The organism is Myxococcus vastator (assembly GCF_010894475.1).
Taxonomy (GTDB): domain Bacteria; phylum Myxococcota; class Myxococcia; order Myxococcales; family Myxococcaceae; genus Myxococcus; species Myxococcus vastator.
The window spans coordinates 1-17,319 of sequence record NZ_JAAIYB010000008.1 but is presented as its reverse complement, the minus strand read 5'-3'; the positions used below and the strand labels follow the sequence as shown (position 1 = coordinate 17,319).

The window sequence follows — 17,319 nt, the reverse complement described above, 5'->3', positions numbered from 1 at the left end:
GACTACGGGCGATGCTGAGCGTTGCGCACCTGGTTCCAGATGGCCACCAGCTCTTCCGACGACTCCGCGTACTGCGCGCCTAGCGAGAAGATGGCCTTCAGGTGCTCGCGGGCGCCCAGCCCGCCGACGACCGCGGGAAAGGGCGCGCAGGCCCGGAGCGCGCCTTCCAGGACGGACGCGAACTCCTCCGGCGCGCGGGCGCGCACGAAGGACAGCGCCACCACGTCCGGACGCACCTGCGCGCAGGCCCCCTGGAGCGCCTCCGCGGGGGTGTCCGCGCCCAGCATCGTCACCCGCCACCCCTTGCGCTTGAGGTGGATGCCCAGCGCCAGCAGGCCGCCTTCATGGTGGTCCCCCGCCGGACAAGCGAGCAGGGCGCGCGGCCCGGCAGGCGAGGTGGCCAGGGCGTCATACACCTGCCGCAGGCGCTGACGGATGAGGGCGGAGGCCAGGTGCTCCCGCGCGACGTCCAGCCGCACGCCCATCTCCCGCAGCAGGGGCAGCAGGAAGCGGTCGCAGTAGGTCTCCACGTCCATGACGGTCTGCGCGTCATCCAGCACGCGCGTCACCTCGTCCCCTTCCAGGGCCCCCACGGAGGACCAGAAGCGCTCGCGCAGGTGCTCGGCTTCGGGTTGCGCACGCGGCGGCTCCGTCTTCACCTGGGCGATGGCCTCGCTCACCGACAGGCCCTCCTCCTGGATGAGCCGGGCCACGCGCCGGACGGCCTCCACCTCCTCGCGCGAATAGACGCGGTAGTTGTTGCCCTCGCTGCGCAGCGGACGCGGGAAGCCGTAGCGCCGCTCCCAGGCGCGCAGCGTCGCCTCGCGGATGCCCGTCATGCGCGCGATGGTGCGGATGCGCAACGTCATGGCGCCAGCCCCCGGGCCGCGTCCCAGCGCTCCGCCACGCCGCGCGCACCGGACACCCGGCGCGTGAAGTCCTCCAGGGACGTCACCGCCGCCAGCCGCCGCACCACCGTCTCCAGTCCCTCCTGGAAGACGGCCAGGTCGCCGGGCGGATGCGGGGTGCCCACCTCCAGCAGCACGTCCGGACGCTCGTGTTCGAAGAAGCCGTAGCGCACCGCGATGGGCAGGCACTCCACCTTCGCCACCCGTGCCAGCAGCTCCACGCCCCGCTCCAGCCGCAGCGGGAGCACGCCAAAGGGTCGGTGCTCGCCCTCCGGGAAGACGAACACCACCGCGCGGGGCCCGCGCAGCAGCTCCTTCGCGTAGCGCAGCGACGCCACCGACGACGTCGCGTCCCTGCGCCGGATGCTGAAGGCGCCAATGCGCGTGAGGAAGCGGTAGCGGCGCAGGTTCTCCTCGTCCATGAGGCAGTAGCCGTCCCAACCCGCCGTCTGGCAGAGCTGGTTGAGCACGAAGCCGTCCCACCAGTTGGAGTGGTTCAGGTACACCAGCCGTCCCGGGCCTCCCGGCGGCAGCGCCCCGCGCACCCACAGCCCCCGGAACGCCGCGCGGAACTTCCAGCCGATGTACCGGTCCCACGCCCAGCCCAGCGGGCCTCCTTTCGCCGCGTGAATCACGACGCCCGGGCCTCCCCCAGCAGCGACACCAGCGCGGTGAACAGCGCCAGGCCCAGCGACACCAGCACGCTGGTCACCAGGAAGAAGAGCACCTCTTCCAGCGGCACCACCCCCACGTACACGCCCAGGTGCTTGCCTTCACCGAAGTTCCAGATGCCGGTGGAGATGGCCAGGTGGTCCGCGATGGACAGATACAGCCCCATGATGAAGGCCGGCGGCAGCACCGCCTTGAGCACCGCGCCGGAGCGCGCCTTGTAGTGGCGCACCAGCAGCACCAACTGGAAGGCGATGAGCGGCAGCGTCCAGCCCAGCAGGTGGATGAGGTATGCCCACTTCGTCTCCATCATGGCGCCACCTCCCGGGCCGTCAGCGCGCCGTCGCGGCGCTCACCCGCCTCCGCCCCGGGCCGGGTCGCCTGGGCGTCCGGCGCCAGCGCACGCGCCAGCCGGGCCCGGGCCCACAGCCCCACCAGCAGCGTCTGCAGGCCGAAGAAGAGGTACTCCTCCAGCGGCAGGTAGCCCAGCTTGATGCCCCAGATGCGCTCGGGGTCGAAGCCCCACAGGCCCCACTTCACCGCCAGGTTGTCCCAGGGCGACGTCGCCGCGTACACGACGATGAGCAAGAGCCCCATGGGCGCCAGGCTCCTGGCCGTGAAGGTGCGGCGATAGCGCCACGCCAGGAAGAGAATGGGCACCACCACGAACAGCCCGAGGAATCGCGCGTACGTCATCATCCCGGCCCTCCACTCAGCTCCGGAGCCACCCGTACCATCCTGCCTCCAGGCCGCAACGCATAGGTCTGCCCTCGCCACGTCACCGTGCCCTGCCGCCACAACGAGCGCAGGAAGGCCGCCAGCAAGAGCGCTTCGCCCAGCAACCAGTCCGTCACCGCGAAGGCCCGCCCCGCGTCCGCCACCGGCGCGTGGAGCCCGGCCAGTCGCAACGCCAGCAAGGTCCGCACGGCCACCAGTCCCGCCACCGCGCCCGCCAGCACCGGCGAGCCCAGCGCCGCGGCCAGCACCGTCAGCGGCAGCGTCGGCGTGAAGAGCAGCGGCACCGTGGGGTACAGCGCGGGCCGGTGGCTGGCCAGCACCTGCATCCAGCGCGTGAAGCGCGACAGCGGCGCGGCCCAGGGCACCTCGGCGTCCAGGGGCACCACCGCCGGGGCGCGGCTCAGCACCACGTCCAGCCCCCGGGCGTGAAGACACTTGGCCAACTCCAGGTCCTCGCCAATGTGGTCCGCCAGCCGCCGCAGCGACGCCACGGCCGCGGGCGACAAGCCCAGCGCCTTGCCGCACACGGCCTTGGCGCCCGCGCTCATCGCGTCCAGGGCCCGGAAGCTGTGGTGCGTGTAGCGCAGGAGGCCCGCCATGGCCCGGCTCGCACCATCCCGAGGCCCTACCGGCAGCGGCGCCGCGGTGCTCAGCGCGGCGCCCGCGGCCACCGGCACGGCCAGGCCTTCCACCAGCGCGCCTGTCACCGCCACGTCCGCGTCCACCGACAGCACCACCCGGCCGCCCACGGGCAACACGTCCAGCGCATACAGCAGGTGCCCCACCTTCCGGTTGGGCGTCAGCGGGTCGCTGGGAAGCCACCGCACCTCCGGGGCAAGCCGGGGCCGGTAGGGCGACACCACCACCTGCTCCAACGGCCCCGCGTAGTCGATGGACTGCGCCAGGTTCTCCAGCTCCCGAGGCGTGGGCGCGTCCACCGGGCGCAGCAACAGCACCGGCGGCAGCGCGCTGGACCGGGGCGCCGTCCCGGCCCGCGCACGCGACAGGCGCACGCACGCCACCGCGCTGAAGCCCGTGGCCACGGCGCACCACACCAGGGACGCGAGGACGAGCGCGCTCATGCCGCCCGTCCCATCCGCGTGCGGAAGTGCGCCATCCAGCGAATGAAGGGGGAGTGGAAGCGACGGAAGTCCGCCACCTCGCCCAGGGAGTCCAGCGGCCCCTGGCGCGCCTCTAGCCGCGCATAGAAGGGCGACGACTCCAGCAGCTTCGGCTGCCCCACCACCACGTTGCCCGCGTGCAGGCGCGACGGCACGCGCAGGCCCCAACCGGTGATGCTGGTGGGCCGCGCCTCCACCAAGGCAGGCCCTCGCTCGCAGCGCACGCCGCGCGCGCCGGCCACCACGCGCAGCGGCGCGACCCCTTCGGGCAGGTGGTAGTCCACCACCGTCTCGTCCTCGCGGTGCGTGCGGGACCAGTGCCACCCCGACAACCGCGCCCCCAGCAGCTCTCCACCGTGGTTGGTGTCGTGGTAGCCCAGGCCACTCGCCTGGATGCCCAGCGAGGACACCTCCAGCCGTGCCTGCGAACGAGGCGCCAGCGCCTGCCAGTAGTGCGGCAACCCGGGCATGAGCTGCACCACCTCCCCCACGGGTGTCATCGGCTCCAGCGTCAGGGCCGCGCGCACCGGCCGGCCCCACGGCGCCGTCCAGTCATCCACCGCCATCCGCACCGTGCCGCCCCGCTCGTACGACAGCGTGGAGCGGCCAATGCGCAGCCGGCCCGGGGCCTCCAGCTCCGCGCGCGCGTACTCGCTGAGGACCCACAGCCGCCGCACCCCCTCGTGGTACAGCGCGAAGTTCACCGCGCTGTGCTCCAGCGGCCGTCCGCCGCGCCGCGCCGCCACCGAGTACCGGGGCGAGAACAGCGAGCCCAGCATGAAGATGCACACCGCGCTGTAGGGCCCCGCGGTGACGTCCGCGTAGAACCAGCGGTAGGTGCCCGCCGCGTCCGGCAGGGCGGGGAGCTTCGCCAGGCGCGTCATGCGTCCCTCCGGAGGTGCCGCGAGGCCAGCTCCGCGGCGAAGCGGCCGGACAACATCACCAGCGGCACCCCGCCGCCGGGATGCGTGCCGCCGCCCGCGAAGAACAGGCCCGGCGTGTCGCCGCGGATGCGCGGCCGGCGGAAGGGACCGAACTTCCCGTGCGGCAGGAAGCCGTAGATGGACCCGCCCGGAGCCCCCTGCGCGGCCAGGTCCACCGGCGAGCGCTGGCCCATGACACGCACGCGCCCCTTGAGCGCCGGGTAGTGCCGGCACAGCCGCTCCAGCATCTGCGCCTTCACTCGCTCGGCGCCTGCCTCCCAGTCCCGGGTGGCCTGCTCCGCGCCGCGCGCGTCCACGGGCAGCGCGGGCGCGTTCACCATGACGAACAGCCCGGTGCGGCCCGGCGGCACCATGCTCTCGTCGGTGGCGGACGGGTTGCAGAAATACACCGTCGGGTCGGACGCGAGCTGCCCGCCGAACAGCTCGTCGAACTCGCGCCGGTAGTCGCCGCCGAAGAGCACTGTGTGGTGCGGCAGGGCGATGCGGCCCTCCACCTCCAGCAGCAGCACGAAGCCGGACAGCGCCAGGGGCTCCTCCGCGCGCGCGAGCCGCTCCAGCGGATCCGCGTTCACCACCACGCTGTCGAAGCGCTCCGTGCCCTCCTGTGGGCCCACCTGGTAGCCCTCGCGCGTGCGCTCGAAGCGCGCCCGCGTGTCCAGGTGGATGCGCACGCCCAGCCGGCGCACGGCCTGGTCCAGCGCCTCCACCAGCGCGCCGATGCCGCCGCGGACGTGGTGCACGCCGTAGGCATGCTCGATGTGCGGAATCAGCGCGAAGGCCGCGCTGGCCTCGTAGGGGGACGCGCCCGTGTACGTGGCGAAGCGGCCCACGTACTGCCGCAGGTGGTCCGTCTTGAAGTGCCGGGCCGCCAGCTCATGCAGCGTGCCCATCTTCATCCCCGCCATGACGGCCCCCACGCCGCGCTTCGCCACGCGCGTCATGAAGCCGGCCATGCCCTCGAAGGGCGCCTCCAGGTACGGCTCGCCCGCGGCACGCCAGATGGCCGCGGCCTCCGTGTAGAAGCCGCGGATGCCGGCGCGCTCACCCGGGCGAACTCCCGCCGCGCTCTCCGCCATCCGCTCCACGTCCTTGTAGGCCGTGAAGTCACACCCGTCCTCGAAGCGGTAGGCGCACTGCGGCTCCAGCTCCGTGAAGCGCGGCAGCAGGTCCTCGGCGCCCAGTTGCTGGAAGGTTCCACGCACCAGGTGCGGCAGCGTCAGCAGCGTGGGCCCCGTGTCCAGGGTGATGCCATTCACCGTGACGGCCTGGGCCTTGCCGCCCAGCGAGGCGCCTCGCTCGAACAGCGTCACCTCGTGCCCGTCCTTCGCCAGCAATCCGGCGGCCGTCAGGCCACCGATGCCGCCACCCACCACCGCGACGCGGGTGCGCTTCATGCCCCACCTCCCATGCGCCGCTGAAGCCCCGGGTTCATTCCATCGCCACGCATGACGCCCTCACCCTCCCGTCCCGGTGGGCAGCAGCGGCATGCGCGCCTCACCCTGGGGGACGGGCAGCACCGCGGCGGGCCGCACCATGGCCGCGGAGGCCAGCGCGAGCTTGCGGCGCGTCGTCACGTGGGCCCGGGCGCTGAACACGTCGTAGTCGCGCGCTTCGATGTCGCGCAGGATGTCGCCGTAGATGGCGCCCATCAGCCGCACCATCCGCTGGCTGCCGAAGCCCGTCAGGTAGCGCACCCCGGCCGCCGCCCGCGCGTAGTACGCCCGCGAGCGCTCCACCTGGAAGCGCATGAAGGACCGCCAGCGCGCATCCACCTGTCCGCGCCGCAAGTCATCCTCCGACAGCCCGAAGGCGGCCAGCTCCTCGGCGGGCAGGTACACCCGGCCGCGCTCCAGGTCCTCGCGCACGTCGCGGAGGATGTTGGTGAGCTGCATGGCCCGGCCCAGGTCGGCCGCGGGCTCCACCGCCGCCGCGTCCGAGCACCCCAGCACCGGCGTCAGCATCAGCCCCACCACGCCCGCCACGCGGTAGCAGTAGAGGTCCAGCTCCGCCCAGGTGGTGTAGCGGTGCTTCGTCAGGTCCATCTCCATGCCGGAGATGAGGTCCTGGAAGGGCTGCTCCGGAATCCGGAAGTGGCGCACCGTGTGCTCCAGCGCGGCGAACTCCCGCGCGTCCCACGGCGTCGCGGCCTCGCGGCCCTTCACCCGGTCCGCCGGCGGCCCCAGCTCACGCGACGCCAGCTCCGGCATGGGCAGATACAGCTCCGCCACGCGCTGCCGCGCCCGCGCCAGCCGCACTGGCAGCGCGTCGGCCGCGCTCGCCGCGTCGTCCCCGTCCACCATGTCGTCCAGGCGCCGGCAGAAGGCGTAGAGCGCGAACGCCGCCTTCCGCCGCAGGCCGAAGAGCAGGTACGAGGCGAAGAAGAAGCTCTTGGCGTGATGGCGCGTCACCTGCTTCGCCAGCACATAGCCGCGCGCCACCAGCGCCTTGTCGACAGGCGGGCTCACGCGGCCACCCCTTCCAGCGGCGCGGCCGTCCGGGGCGACAGCGAGACGCCCTGCGCCTGGGCCCACGTCATCAGCCGCTCCGTCACCAGCCGCGCGGAGATGAGCACCGTGGGCAGCCCCGTCCCGGGCTGCGTGGAGGCGCCGACGAAGAAGAGGTTCTTCACCCGCGCGTCCTGGTTGGCCGGGCGGAACGGCCCAATCTGCGTGAAGTTCTGGGACAGGCCGAAGGCGCTGCCACGCGCCAGGTTGAAGGTGCCGGCCCAGTCATCCGGGGTGAAGACGCGCTCCACCTCGATGTCCGACTCCAGCGAGGGGAAGCCCAGCTCCGCCATGCGCGCGAAGAACTTCGCGCGGACCTTGGGCCCCTCCACCTTCCAGTCCAGGTCCGGGTGCTGGTGCGGCACGGGCACCAGCACGTAGAGCGCGTCCTTGCCCTCGGGCGCCAGGGACGCGTCGGTGCGGGTGGGCGCGTTGACGTAGAAGCTGGGGTCGTCCGGCACGCGGAAGCGCTCGAAGATGTCGTCGAAGGAGCCCTTGTAGTCCCGGCCGAACACCACGTTGTGGTGCAACAGCTCCGGGTAGCGCCGCTTCATGCCCAGGTAGAGCAGGTAGCCGCTGGACGTGTAGCGCAGCTTCTCCTTGCGCTTGAGCGTCGTCGCCTTCGGGTCCAGCAGCTTGTCGTACGCGTAGGGCAGGTCCGCGTTGCACAGCACCGCGTCCGCCTCCACCACCTCGCCGCCCTCCAACCGCACGCCTTGCGTCCGGCCGCCGTCGGTGAGGATGCGCTCCACGGGCGCGCCGTAGCGGAAGCGCACGCCCTCCTCGCGCGCCAGCCGCTCCAGGGCCTGGGGAATGGCATACAGGCCGCCCTTGGGGAACCAGATGCCCACGCCCAGCTCGGTGAAGGGCAGCAGGCCGTACACCGCGGGTGACGCGTAGGGCGACACGCCCAGGTACATCGTCTGGAAGGTCATCGCCGCGCGCAGGCGCTCGTCCTGGAAGAAGCGGCTGACGTCCCCGTACATGCGGCGGTGGGCGCGCACCTGGAAGATGCGCGCGAGCACGCGCGGCGACAGATAGTCACGCAGGCCCTCGTAGTTGCGCCCCACCAGGTGGTCCAGGCTCGTGCGGTACTGGACGCGGCCCTGGGCCAGGAAGGCGAGGTAGCGCGCGTAGCTGCCGGGCTCCACGCGCTCCAGCTCGCGGCCCATGGCGCACAGCTCTGACGTGAAGGTGACATCCGAACCGTCCCGGAAATGGACCCGATAGTTCGGGTCGCACTTGAGCAACGTCAGGTAGTCCTCGATGCGGCGGCCCACCGCGCGGAAGGTCTCCTCGAACACCTCCGGCATCAGCACGATGGTGGGGCCCAGGTCCCACGTGAAGCCCTCCACCTGCAACCGGTTGCAGCGCCCGCCCGGCCCCTGCGTCTTCTCGAAGACCTGGACGTCGAAGCCCTGGTGCGCCAGCCGGGCGGCGGCGGCCAGCCCCCCCACGCCCGCGCCCACCACGACAATGCGCCTGCCCTGTGTCGATGCGCTCATGGCGTCCTCAGGCGGCGCGGTGGGCCAGCCGGGCGATGAGCGCGTCGAGCAGCTCTCTCACCCCGTTGGGATTGGGCAGCGACTGCAACGAGCGGCGGGCGGCCCGGGAGGCGCGCACCACCATGCGCTCACACGCGGCCCGGCCTCCACAGGACTCCACCAGCGCGCGGGCCCGGGCCAGCGCCGCCGCGTCCTTCCGCGCCACCGGCAGCGCCCACAGCGCCTCCAGCTCCGCGCGCTCGTCCGCGGTGGCGCGCGCGAAGGCGGCCAGCACTGGAAAGGTTCGCTTGCCTTGGAGGAAGTCGCCGTCAGCGGCCTTGCCCGCGACGTTCGAATCACCAAAAAGGCCCAGCAAATCGTCCCGAAGCTGGTAGGCAAGACCGACGTGACGGCCCACGCGCTCCAATCCTTCCACCATGCCGCTGCTGGCACCGCCGAGCATGGCCCCGCACACCAGCGGGGCGCAGAAGCCGTAGCGCGCCGTCTTGAGATGCGCCACGCGCAGCGTCTGGAAGAGCGTCACCTCCGCCAGCGGCGCGCGCCCCAGGTCCAGGTCCAGGTACTGCCCCGCCGCCGTGTGACGGCACACGCCCAGGTAGTACTGCACCACGCCCGCGGCGCCCGGCAGCCCCGACCCCAGCATGGCCTCCAGCGCGCGCGCGAAGAGGTGGTCGCCTACCACCACGGCCAGGTCCTCCCCCGCCCGTCCGGGCGCCAGCATCCGGTGCAGGGACGCGGCGCCCCGCCGCAGCTCCGCCTGGTCCGCCACGTCGTCATGGATGAGGAGGAAGGTGTGCAGCAGCTCCAGGCCCGCGGCGAAGCGCCACAGCCCGGAGGGCACCACCGCGCTCCCACGCGCCAGGCAGTGTCCGGCCATCACCAGCGCCGGGCGGAGCCGCTTGGCGGGCCGCAAGGTATAGGCCCGGGCCTGCGACAGCGCCTGTGTCCAACGAACGTCCAGGCAGGCCTCGTCGGGGAGCTCGAACAGCTCCGCCAGCGAGGTCTCCACCTCCGACTGGACCAGCTGCAGCCAGGCCTGCTCAAGAGGAAGCAGGCTCGTCGGCGGCTGCGCATCGGGAAGCGTGAGTGCCATGCTTCTTTCCTCCGAAGAACCTGATCCTTTGCTCCCTAGAGGTAGCGTTTGCGTCCAGAGCTTGTCAAGGGTATGTCTAAGGTTTGCGATAACCTTGTACACAGGGGTCCCCTCATGAAGGCGTGGATCGCAGGTGCGCTCTCCATCTCCCTGGCAGCGGGAAGCGCCCTGGGCGCGGCGCCCGCCACGGAGCCGGTGGACGCGACGTTACGCACCTCCGCGGGAAAGGAGGTCCGGCTTTCCAAGTGGCGCGGGAAACCAGTCATTCTGTTCTACGAGGACAAGGACTCCACCAAGCTCAACGCGGCCCTGAAGAAGGAGCTGTTCGCTCGGGGGCAGGAGCGCGGAATCCTGGATGCGGCCTGGGTGCTGGCGGTCGCAAACCTTCAGAATTTCGACTTTTTTCCGGCCCGGCAGATTGCCCTCTCCTTCGTCCGGGACGAGGAGAAGAAGGTGGGCGTGCCGATCCTGGTGGATATGGATGGAACGCTGGGGAAGGCGCCGTGGAAGCTGCCGGTGAAGACGTCCAACATCGTGCTGCTGGACGCCGAGGGGGCCCTGGTCTACCGGCACTCCGGCCGGATGAAGCCGGATGAGCTGACGACCTTCTTCTCCATCCTGAGCCGCCTGGTGGGCGTGGACCTGAATGACCCGGCGCCCTCGGAGCCCTCGCCGTGAAGGTGGCCGTCACCGGTGCGAGCGGCTTCCTGGGTCCAGGGCTTGTCCAAGGTTTGTTGGAGCGTGGACACCAGGTCCACGTCCTGGCCCGGAACGTTGAACACGCCCTGGCCCACCTGCCCGCCGGGGTGACGGGGGCGGCCTTCACCGCGGGCGCGCCCCTGCCGCCCGAGGCCCTGGCGGACGCGGAGGCCGTCGTGCACCTGGCGGGCGAGCCCGTGGCCCAGCGCTGGACGAAGGAAGGCAAGCACCGCATCCACGACAGCCGGGTGCTGGGCACGCGCGCGGTGGTGGCGGCGATGCGGGGCGCGGGCACGGTGCGGCGGTTCGTGTCGGCATCCGCCATTGGCTACTACGGCGGCACGCGCGGGGCGGACCCGCTGACGGAGGAGAGCCCTCCGGGTGACGACTTCCTGGCCCGCGTGTGCGTGGACTGGGAGGCGGAGGCGATGCAGGCGCGCGAGTCCGGCATCACCACGGCGGTGGTGCGCATGGGCGTGGTGCTGCACCCGGACGGCGGCGCGCTCCACAAGATGCTGCCCCCCTTCCGCGTGGGCGCGGGCGGCCCGGTGGGCAGCGGCGAGCAGTTCGTGAGCTGGGTGCACCGCGACGACGCCAGGGACTTGCTCCTCTTCCTGCTGGCCCATCCCCAGGTGGAGGGCGTGGTGAACGCCACCGCGCCCACGCCGGTGACGAACGCCTTCTTCGCGCACATGCTGGGCCACGTGCTGGGCCGCCCGTCCGTGGTGCGGGTGCCGGCGTTCGTGCTCAAGGCGGCCCTGGGAGAGATGGCGAAGGTGGTGCTGGAGGGCCAGCGCGTGCTGCCCCAGCGCGCGCATGAGGCCGGCTTCGTGTTCCGCTACCCGGAGTTGGAGGGCGCGCTGCGCGACCTGCTGGCATAGGGTGCGTGGATGGACGCGAAGACACTGGAGGCGCGGGCCCGCGCCGAGGGCACGCCCGTCATCGAAGCGGACACCGCCACCTTCGTGTGGCGGGGCCGGGGCCCCATCTGCCTCCAAGGTGACTTCCAGGACTGGCGCGGCAAGCCGCTGCCCCTCAAGCGCGTGGCGCCCGGGCTGTGGGCTCGCGCGCTGACGCTGCCCGCGGATGCCTACGTCGAATATGCGCTGGAGGACGCGCGCGGCCAGCGCGTGGAGGACCCGCTCAACCGCCACCCCTCCGACAACGGCTTTGGCGGCATCAATCATTCATTCCACATGCCCCAGGCCCGCTCGTCCCTGCCCGCCCGGCACCCGCGCGGCGCGCCCCGGGGCCGCGTCACGCGGCACGTGGTGGACACGGGGGACGTGGACCTGCCGGGCCAGCGCCGGGTGTACCTGTACGCGCCGCCCACGGACGCGCCGGCGCCGCTGCTGGTGGTGTACGACGGCGAGGACTACCTGCGCCGCGTGCGCCTGCCGGAGCTGGTGGACACCCTGGTGGCCGAAGGCCGCATGCGGCCGGTGGCCCTGGCGCTCGTGTGCAACGGCGGCGAGACGCGCAGCATGGAGTACGCCTGCAGCGAGTACACGGTGGGGCTGCTGAAGTGGAAGGTGCTGCCGCTGGCGCGCCAGAAGCTGTCGCTGGTGGACGAGCGGCGCAGCCCTGGCGCCCACGCGGTGCTGGGGGCCTCGCTGGGCGGGTTGATGGCGCTCTACACCGGCCTGCGCATGCCGGACGTCTTCGGCCGGGTGCTGTCGCAGTCCGGGGCCTTCGCGGTAGAGGGCCATGACTTCGTCGTCTTCGACCTGGCGAGGCACCCGCCCCGCCGCCCGCTGGACGTCTGGCTGGACTGCGGCCGCTTCGAAGGCCTGCTGGCGGGCAACCGCCGCATCACTCCCGTGCTCTCAGAAGCCGGGCATCAGGTGGAACTCCGGGAATACAGCGGCGGGCACAACTACCCGGCGTGGCGTGAGGACCTGGTGCACGGACTGGAGCGCCACTTTCCTCCCCCGCCCGCCAAGCGCCGGGAGTCATTGCGTTTTTCCGGGCGATGACGCGGGCCCGCCCGCCGTGCGGGGGGGTCGCGGCGGACGCACGTTAGGGGTGGGACGCAACTGGAGCCACACCGCGCCCGATAACCTACATGGGAATTCCCGGAGCTCTGTCCGCGCCGGGCCCCATCCCTGGAGCCCCCCATGTCTCGCATTGATGGTGGTAACCGTCCGTCCTCGCCCAAGGGCACGGCGCCTGAGCGCGCCAGCGCTCCGGAGCAGCGGCCGGCCTCCGGCACCGCCACCCAGGGGACGACGGGCGTCCAGGCGCACCGCACGGTGCAGACGTTCCAGGGCCGCAGTGACTTCGAGCCCGACCGGCGCCCCACCCAGCGCGGCGTGGCGGCGCCGCCGCCGGACGCTACCGCCATCGCGGGCGCCGACGCGGAGCTGGAGCTGCTCTCCGAGTTTCCCGACCAGGCGGACGCCCAGGGCGGGCTCGCCTCCGCCATGCTGCACGCGCACGCGAACGAGCCCGCCTCGCAGGCCCGCATCGTCGAGCGCCTGAAGGAGGACGGCCGCCTGGAGTCGCTCTTCGGCGAGGTGTTCCGCGAGGGCAACCCCTACGTCGAGCAGCCGCACCGCAGCGCCGTCGTGCGCGCGCTGGGGACCGCCATGGCGCGGGGCACGGTGACGTCCGACGACCTGCGCGCCTTCGCTCGCGGCGCCTACGCGCAGGAGTGGCGACAGATTGGCTCCGAGCTGACGCCCTCCCGCCCGCTCACGGAGAAGCCGTAGCGCACGAGCCGGATGCACCCATGAAAGCTCCTCGTCGACGCACCCCCGGCGCGGGTCGCAGGAAGAGTATCAGCAGACGCTCCCGCCCGGCCCGGCGCGCGCATGGCACGTACCGGGCCCGGCTCAGGGCGCGCCCGGCCAGGAAGTACCGGGTGCGGCTGCGGACCGCCCGCCGCACCTTCTGACGGACGCGCGCTCGCGCCCGGCTCAGGGCAGCGCGACCTGCCCGGGTGACGAGCGCTGTCCCGCGGTCCCCAGGCCCAGCGCGCCGTGGAGGCTGGAGCCCCAGCTGAGCACCGTGCCGTCGCGCTTCATGGCCAGGGAGAAGTCCGCCCCGCCCGACACCACGGTGACGTCCGTCAGCTCCCGCACGCGCAGGGGCTCCGTCCGGTTCGCGTTGTCCCCCAGCCCCAGCTGGCCGTGCGAGTTGCGCCCCCACGTCCACACCGTGCCCTTGGCCCCCACGGCGAACGCGTGGCGCGCCCCCGCGCCCACGGCGGACACCGAGGACAGGTTCGGCACCGGCTGGGGTACGGCGCGAGACGGCATGCCGCCGCCACCGTCGCCCAGCTGGCCGAACGCGTTGTCGCCCCACGTCCACACGGTGCCGTCGCCCCGCAACGCCACCGTGTGCGCCGCGCCCGCGCGCACGTCCACCACGCCGTCCACGCCCTTCACCACCCAGCGCGAATCGCTCGTGGTGCCGGTGGCGTCCCCCAACTGGCCCGACGCGTTGTTGCCCCACGCGGACAGGGTGCCGTCCGAGTGCAGCGCCAGCGAGTAGTGGTCTCCGCCCGCCACGGCCACCACGTTCTCCAGCCCGGCCACCTGCACCGGCCTCGTGCGCGAAGTGGACGTGCCGTCCCCGAGCTGGCCGAAGCCATTGGCGCCCCACGCCCAGACGGTGCCATCACTGCGCAGCGCCAGCGAGTGCCAGGCGCCCGAGGACACGGCCACCACGCTCGACAGGCCCTGCACCTCCAGGGGCGCGGCGCGGCGCTCGGTGGTGCCGTCCCCCAGCTGGCCGAACGCGTTGTCGCCCCACGCCTGCACGGTGCCGTCCGACATCAGCGCCACCGCGTGCCGGTACCAGGCGCGCACGGTGCGCACGGGCGGGCGGATTTTCGGCCCCTCGATTTTCACCGCCATCGGCGACAGGCGCGGGCCCGTCTCCCCATCTCCGAGCTGGCCGTACTCATTGCTGCCCCAGGCGCGGGCGGTGCCGTCCAGCAGCGCGGCCACGGAGTACTGCTCACCCGCGGCCACCGCCTCCACGCCCCGCAGCTCCGGCACCTGCCGGGGCCACATCCACGTCGGCGAGGACGAACCATTCCCCAGCTGCCCCAGCGTGTTGTCGCCCCACGTCCACACCGTGCCGTCGGCGCTCAGCGCCACCACGTGGTGGGCCCCCGCGGACATGGCGCGGATGCCCTTCACGACGGCCACCTGGCTGGGCACGCTCCGCGTGTGGTTGGTGCCGTCGCCCAGCTGGCCGGACGGGTTCGTGCCCCAGGCCCACGCGGTGCCGTCGTCGCGCACCGCCACCGAGAAGGCGCGCCCGGCCGCCACGGACGCCACGCGCTCCAGCCCCTTCACGCGCACCGGCGTCAGGCTCGGCTCGGTGCCCCCCTCGCCCAGCTGGCCCGAGCCATTCGCGCCCCAGGCCCAGGGCGCGCCGTCCTCGCCCACCGCCAGGGCGTGCGTCTCGCCCAGGGCCACGGCCACCACGTTGGAGAGGTGCTTGAGCTGGGTCGGCAGCGTGCGGTCCATGACGGTGCCGTCCCCCAACTGGCCACTGGCGTTGCCGCCCCAGCTCCACACGGAGCCATCCGCGCGCAGCGCCACCGACGCGTCTCCACCCGCCGCCAGCGCCACCACGCCTTGAAGCCCCTCCACCAACCCCGGCGTCACGCGCGGGGCGGTGGTGCCATCCCCCAGCTGCCCCCGGCTGTTCGCGCCCCAGGCCCAGACGGTGCCGTCACACGCGAGCGCCAGCGAGTGCCGCACGCCGCTGGCGACGGAGCGGACACAGGGCACGCCGCGCACGGGCACGGGCGCCGCGCGGTGGGTGGTGGTGCCGTCGCCCAGCTGTCCCGAGCCATTCTCGCCCCAGGCCATCACCGTGCCATCGGCGCGCACCATCAACGTGTGCGCGCGGCCGACGGACAGCCGGTCCACGCGGCCAATGCCACGCACCTGCACCGGCAGGGCGCTCCAGCCCGCGGCGCCCAGGCCCAGCTGGCCGAAGCGGTTGTAGCCCCACCCGCGCAACGTCCCATCCGCGTGCAGCGCGAGCACGTGCAGGTGACTGGGATGAAGCGCCTGGATGCCCGTCAGGCCCGGGATGAGGGCGGGCCGCACGCGCGAGGTGAGCGTCCCATCCCCGAGCTGGCCATAGCCGTTGGAGCCCCACGCTCGCACCGTGCCGTCACCGTGCAGCGCCATGGAGTGGGAGCGGCCACCGCTGACGGCGGTGATGCCCTGCAGCCCCGGCACCTGCATGGGGCGGAAGCGGTCCGCCCAGGAGCCGTCGCCGAGCTGCCCTTCACCATTGTCGCCCCACGCCCACACCGTGCCGTCGCTCCGCACGGCCAGCGCATGCGCGGAGCCCGCCGCCACGCGGGTGATGTTCGTCAGTCCCTCCACGCGCACCGGCCGCAGCCGCTGCACGCCGCCGCCATCTCCCAACTGCCCCTCGAAGCCCTCGCCCCACGTCCACACCGTGCCGTCGGACTGCAAGGCCATGGAGAAGTACGAGCCGGCGGCCACCGCCACCACCGTGCCGAGCCCCGACACGCGCACCGGCGTCAACCGGTCCACCGTCGTGCCGTCCCCCAGCTGTCCCAGCGCGTTGTAGCCCCAGGCCCACACGCTGCCGTCGCTGCGCAGCGCCAGGACGTGACTGCCGCCCGCGGCCACCGACGTCACCGACGTGAGGCCCGACACCGCGACGGGCCGGGCGCGGTCGTGGGTGGTGCCATCCCCGAGCTGCCCGGCGGCGTTGCGCCCCCAGGCCCAGAGTGTCCCATTCGTGCCCACGGCGAGCGAATGGTGGGCGGCCGAGGCGACGCCGCGGACGCTGCCGAGCCCCTCCACGCGCACCGCGGCGTGGCGCTCGGCGGTGCTGCCATCCCCGAGCTGTCCGTAGGTGTTGCGGCCCCAGGCCCAGACGGAGCCATCCCCCAGCGCGGCCAGGGAGTGGAAGCTGCCCGTCGCCACCGACGTCACGTCCGCCAGGCGCATCACCGGCGCGGGCACCACGTGGCGCTCGGAGCCGCCGTGGCCCAGCTGGCCCGAGGGGCCTCCGCCCCAGGCCCAGAGCGTGCCGTCCTTTCGCAGGGCCAGCGCGTGCTGCGCGCCGCCCACCACCGAGGCCACCGCGTTCAGCCCCGGCACCTGTCCCGGCGTGGCGCGGTCGGTGGTGTCTCCATCACCCAGTTGGCCGGAGCCATTGGCCCCCCACGCGAACACGGCGCCTGCTTCGAGCAGCGCCAGCGAGTCCGAGTCCATGGAGGCCACGGCCTTCACCTGCTCGAGCCCCGGCACCCGCATGGGCACGGCGCGGTCATTCCACGTCCCATCACCGAGCTGCCCGGAGGCATTGCTGCCCCACGCCCACACGCCGCCGTCCTTGCCCAGCGCCAGCGCGTGGTAGGTGCCCGCCGCCACCGCGGTGATGCCGCTGAGCTGGGAGACCTTCACGGGAGACAGGCGCTGGGTGAAGGTGCCATCGCCCAGCTGGCCGGCGCCGTTGGAGCCCCACGCGCGCACCGTGCCGTCCTCGAGCACGGCCAGGGTGAAGTCGAAGCCCGCGGCGAGCGCGACCACGCCCTTCAGCCCGGGGACCTGCTCGGGCGTGAGCCCTGGCTGCGTGTGCCCCCGGCCGAGCTGTCCGTGGAAGTTCGTCCCCCACGCCCACACCGTGCCGTCGTCACGCAGCGCCAGTGAGTGGAAGTCTCCGGCGGCCACCGCCACCACGTCGTCCAGGCCGGCCACCCGCATGGGCGTCGCGCGGTCGGTGGTGGTGCCATCCCCGAGCTGCCCGGAGCTGTTGCCGCCCCACGTCCACACCGTGCCATCCGCGCCCAGCGCGAGCGAGTGGGCATCTCCGGACACCACCGACACGATGTCCCCCAGCGCCGCCAGCCGCGCCGGCGCCAGTCCCTGGAGGGACGTCTCCGCCCCGCCAAGCTGGCCGGAGCCATTGCCGCCCCAGGCCCACACGTCGCCATCGGGCGACAGATAGAGCGAGTGCTGGGCACCCGCGGCGATGCGCATCAGCGGGGCCGTGACGACCACCCGCTGGGCGCGCGTGGCGCTCGGAGTCTCCGGCGTGGCGAGCGCCCCCGAGGGCTCGCAGCCAACCATCAGCAAGGTGCTCAACAGGCACGTCAACAGGCGGCGCGTTCTCGCCATCATGTCAGGGG

15 protein-coding genes are annotated in these 17,319 nt (G+C 72.9%); 4 read left to right on the top strand and 11 right to left on the bottom strand.

Translation table 11 applies throughout. From position 1 onward, the window contains the following. Positions 1 to 2: 2 nt before the first annotated feature. Genes G4D87_RS01740 through G4D87_RS01695 form a run of 10 tightly spaced genes read right to left on the bottom strand, consistent with a single transcriptional unit; the run spans position 3 to position 9,482 of the window. Positions 3 to 869, bottom strand: a complete 867-nt coding sequence (locus tag G4D87_RS01740) for a MerR family transcriptional regulator (protein WP_163777735.1) — start codon at positions 867 to 869, stop codon at positions 3 to 5. Further along, positions 866 to 1,543: a lysophospholipid acyltransferase family protein gene (locus G4D87_RS01735; RefSeq protein WP_163777732.1), complete on the bottom strand. Its 678-nt coding sequence runs from the start codon at positions 1,541 to 1,543 to the stop codon at positions 866 to 868. Before G4D87_RS01735 ends, G4D87_RS01740 begins: the two co-directional genes overlap by 4 nt. Beyond that, positions 1,540 to 1,890, bottom strand: a complete 351-nt coding sequence (locus tag G4D87_RS01730) for a lycopene cyclase domain-containing protein (RefSeq protein WP_163777729.1) — start codon at positions 1,888 to 1,890, stop codon at positions 1,540 to 1,542. Before G4D87_RS01730 ends, G4D87_RS01735 begins: the two co-directional genes overlap by 4 nt. Beyond that, the gene (locus tag G4D87_RS01725; protein WP_163777815.1) at positions 1,887 to 2,273 is read right to left on the bottom strand and encodes a lycopene cyclase domain-containing protein; all 387 of its coding nucleotides are present in this window, start codon (positions 2,271 to 2,273) and stop codon (positions 1,887 to 1,889) included. The genes G4D87_RS01730 and G4D87_RS01725 overlap by 4 nt, the downstream gene beginning before the upstream one ends. Beyond that, the gene (locus G4D87_RS01720; RefSeq protein WP_163777727.1) at positions 2,273 to 3,397 is read right to left on the bottom strand and encodes a glycosyltransferase; all 1,125 of its coding nucleotides are present in this window, start codon (positions 3,395 to 3,397) and stop codon (positions 2,273 to 2,275) included. The genes G4D87_RS01725 and G4D87_RS01720 overlap by 1 nt, the downstream gene beginning before the upstream one ends. Next, complete coding sequence (locus tag G4D87_RS01715; protein ID WP_163777725.1) at positions 3,394 to 4,320, bottom strand: carotenoid 1,2-hydratase family protein; 927 nt, start codon at positions 4,318 to 4,320, stop codon at positions 3,394 to 3,396. Before G4D87_RS01715 ends, G4D87_RS01720 begins: the two co-directional genes overlap by 4 nt. Beyond that, positions 4,317 to 5,774 (bottom strand): phytoene desaturase family protein, encoded by a 1,458-nt coding sequence (locus G4D87_RS01710; protein ID WP_163777722.1) that lies wholly within the window; start codon positions 5,772 to 5,774, stop codon positions 4,317 to 4,319. Before G4D87_RS01710 ends, G4D87_RS01715 begins: the two co-directional genes overlap by 4 nt. A gap of 60 nt (positions 5,775 to 5,834) precedes the next feature. Continuing rightward, positions 5,835 to 6,845 carry a phytoene/squalene synthase family protein gene (locus tag G4D87_RS01705; RefSeq protein WP_163777719.1) on the bottom strand — a complete coding sequence of 337 codons (1,011 nt, stop codon included), beginning with the start codon at positions 6,843 to 6,845 and terminating at the stop codon, positions 5,835 to 5,837. Next, complete coding sequence (locus tag G4D87_RS01700; protein WP_163777716.1) at positions 6,842 to 8,389, bottom strand: phytoene desaturase family protein; 1,548 nt, start codon at positions 8,387 to 8,389, stop codon at positions 6,842 to 6,844. Before G4D87_RS01700 ends, G4D87_RS01705 begins: the two co-directional genes overlap by 4 nt. A 7-nt stretch (positions 8,390 to 8,396) precedes the next feature. Next, positions 8,397 to 9,482, bottom strand: coding sequence for a polyprenyl synthetase family protein (locus G4D87_RS01695; RefSeq protein ID WP_163777713.1), 1,086 nt, complete (start codon positions 9,480 to 9,482; stop codon positions 8,397 to 8,399). A gap of 114 nt (positions 9,483 to 9,596) precedes the next feature. Between G4D87_RS01695 and G4D87_RS01690 the strand changes: the two genes are divergently transcribed. From G4D87_RS01690 to G4D87_RS01675, 4 genes are all read left to right on the top strand, one after another. Continuing rightward, complete coding sequence (locus G4D87_RS01690) at positions 9,597 to 10,160, top strand: peroxiredoxin family protein (RefSeq protein ID WP_205507375.1); 564 nt, start codon at positions 9,597 to 9,599, stop codon at positions 10,158 to 10,160. Beyond that, on the top strand, positions 10,157 to 11,062 hold the full coding sequence (locus G4D87_RS01685) for a TIGR01777 family oxidoreductase (RefSeq protein WP_163777708.1): 906 nt from the start codon (positions 10,157 to 10,159) through the stop codon (positions 11,060 to 11,062). Before G4D87_RS01690 ends, G4D87_RS01685 begins: the two co-directional genes overlap by 4 nt. Before the next feature lie 9 nt (positions 11,063 to 11,071). Continuing rightward, a complete protein-coding gene (locus G4D87_RS01680; protein WP_163777705.1) occupies positions 11,072 to 12,157 on the top strand; it encodes an alpha/beta hydrolase-fold protein in 1,086 nt (361 codons plus the stop codon). Positions 12,158 to 12,298: 141 nt separating this feature from the next. Beyond that, complete coding sequence (locus G4D87_RS01675) at positions 12,299 to 12,892, top strand: hypothetical protein (protein ID WP_163777702.1); 594 nt, start codon at positions 12,299 to 12,301, stop codon at positions 12,890 to 12,892. A gap of 207 nt (positions 12,893 to 13,099) precedes the next feature. Here the strand turns inward: G4D87_RS01675 and G4D87_RS01670 are convergent. After that, positions 13,100 to 17,319 (bottom strand): RCC1 domain-containing protein (locus G4D87_RS01670; RefSeq protein WP_240357939.1); only part of this gene is annotated, 4,220 nt, incomplete at its 5' end.

Coding starts and splice junctions, on each gene's coding strand:
- G4D87_RS01740 (WP_163777735.1), bottom strand. CDS start 869: ATGACGTTGCGCATCCGCACCATCGCGCGCATGACGGGCATCCGCGAG.
- G4D87_RS01730 (WP_163777729.1), bottom strand. CDS start 1,890: ATGATGGAGACGAAGTGGGCATACCTCATCCACCTGCTGGGCTGGACG.
- G4D87_RS01725 (WP_163777815.1), bottom strand. CDS start 2,273: ATGACGTACGCGCGATTCCTCGGGCTGTTCGTGGTGGTGCCCATTCTC.
- G4D87_RS01720 (WP_163777727.1), bottom strand. CDS start 3,397: ATGAGCGCGCTCGTCCTCGCGTCCCTGGTGTGGTGCGCCGTGGCCACG.
- G4D87_RS01715 (WP_163777725.1), bottom strand. CDS start 4,320: ATGACGCGCCTGGCGAAGCTCCCCGCCCTGCCGGACGCGGCGGGCACC.
- G4D87_RS01710 (WP_163777722.1), bottom strand. CDS start 5,774: ATGAAGCGCACCCGCGTCGCGGTGGTGGGTGGCGGCATCGGTGGCCTG.
- G4D87_RS01700 (WP_163777716.1), bottom strand. CDS start 8,389: ATGAGCGCATCGACACAGGGCAGGCGCATTGTCGTGGTGGGCGCGGGC.
- G4D87_RS01695 (WP_163777713.1), bottom strand. CDS start 9,482: ATGGCACTCACGCTTCCCGATGCGCAGCCGCCGACGAGCCTGCTTCCT.
- G4D87_RS01690 (WP_205507375.1), top strand. CDS start 9,597: ATGAAGGCGTGGATCGCAGGTGCGCTCTCCATCTCCCTGGCAGCGGGA.
- G4D87_RS01680 (WP_163777705.1), top strand. CDS start 11,072: ATGGACGCGAAGACACTGGAGGCGCGGGCCCGCGCCGAGGGCACGCCC.
- G4D87_RS01675 (WP_163777702.1), top strand. CDS start 12,299: ATGTCTCGCATTGATGGTGGTAACCGTCCGTCCTCGCCCAAGGGCACG.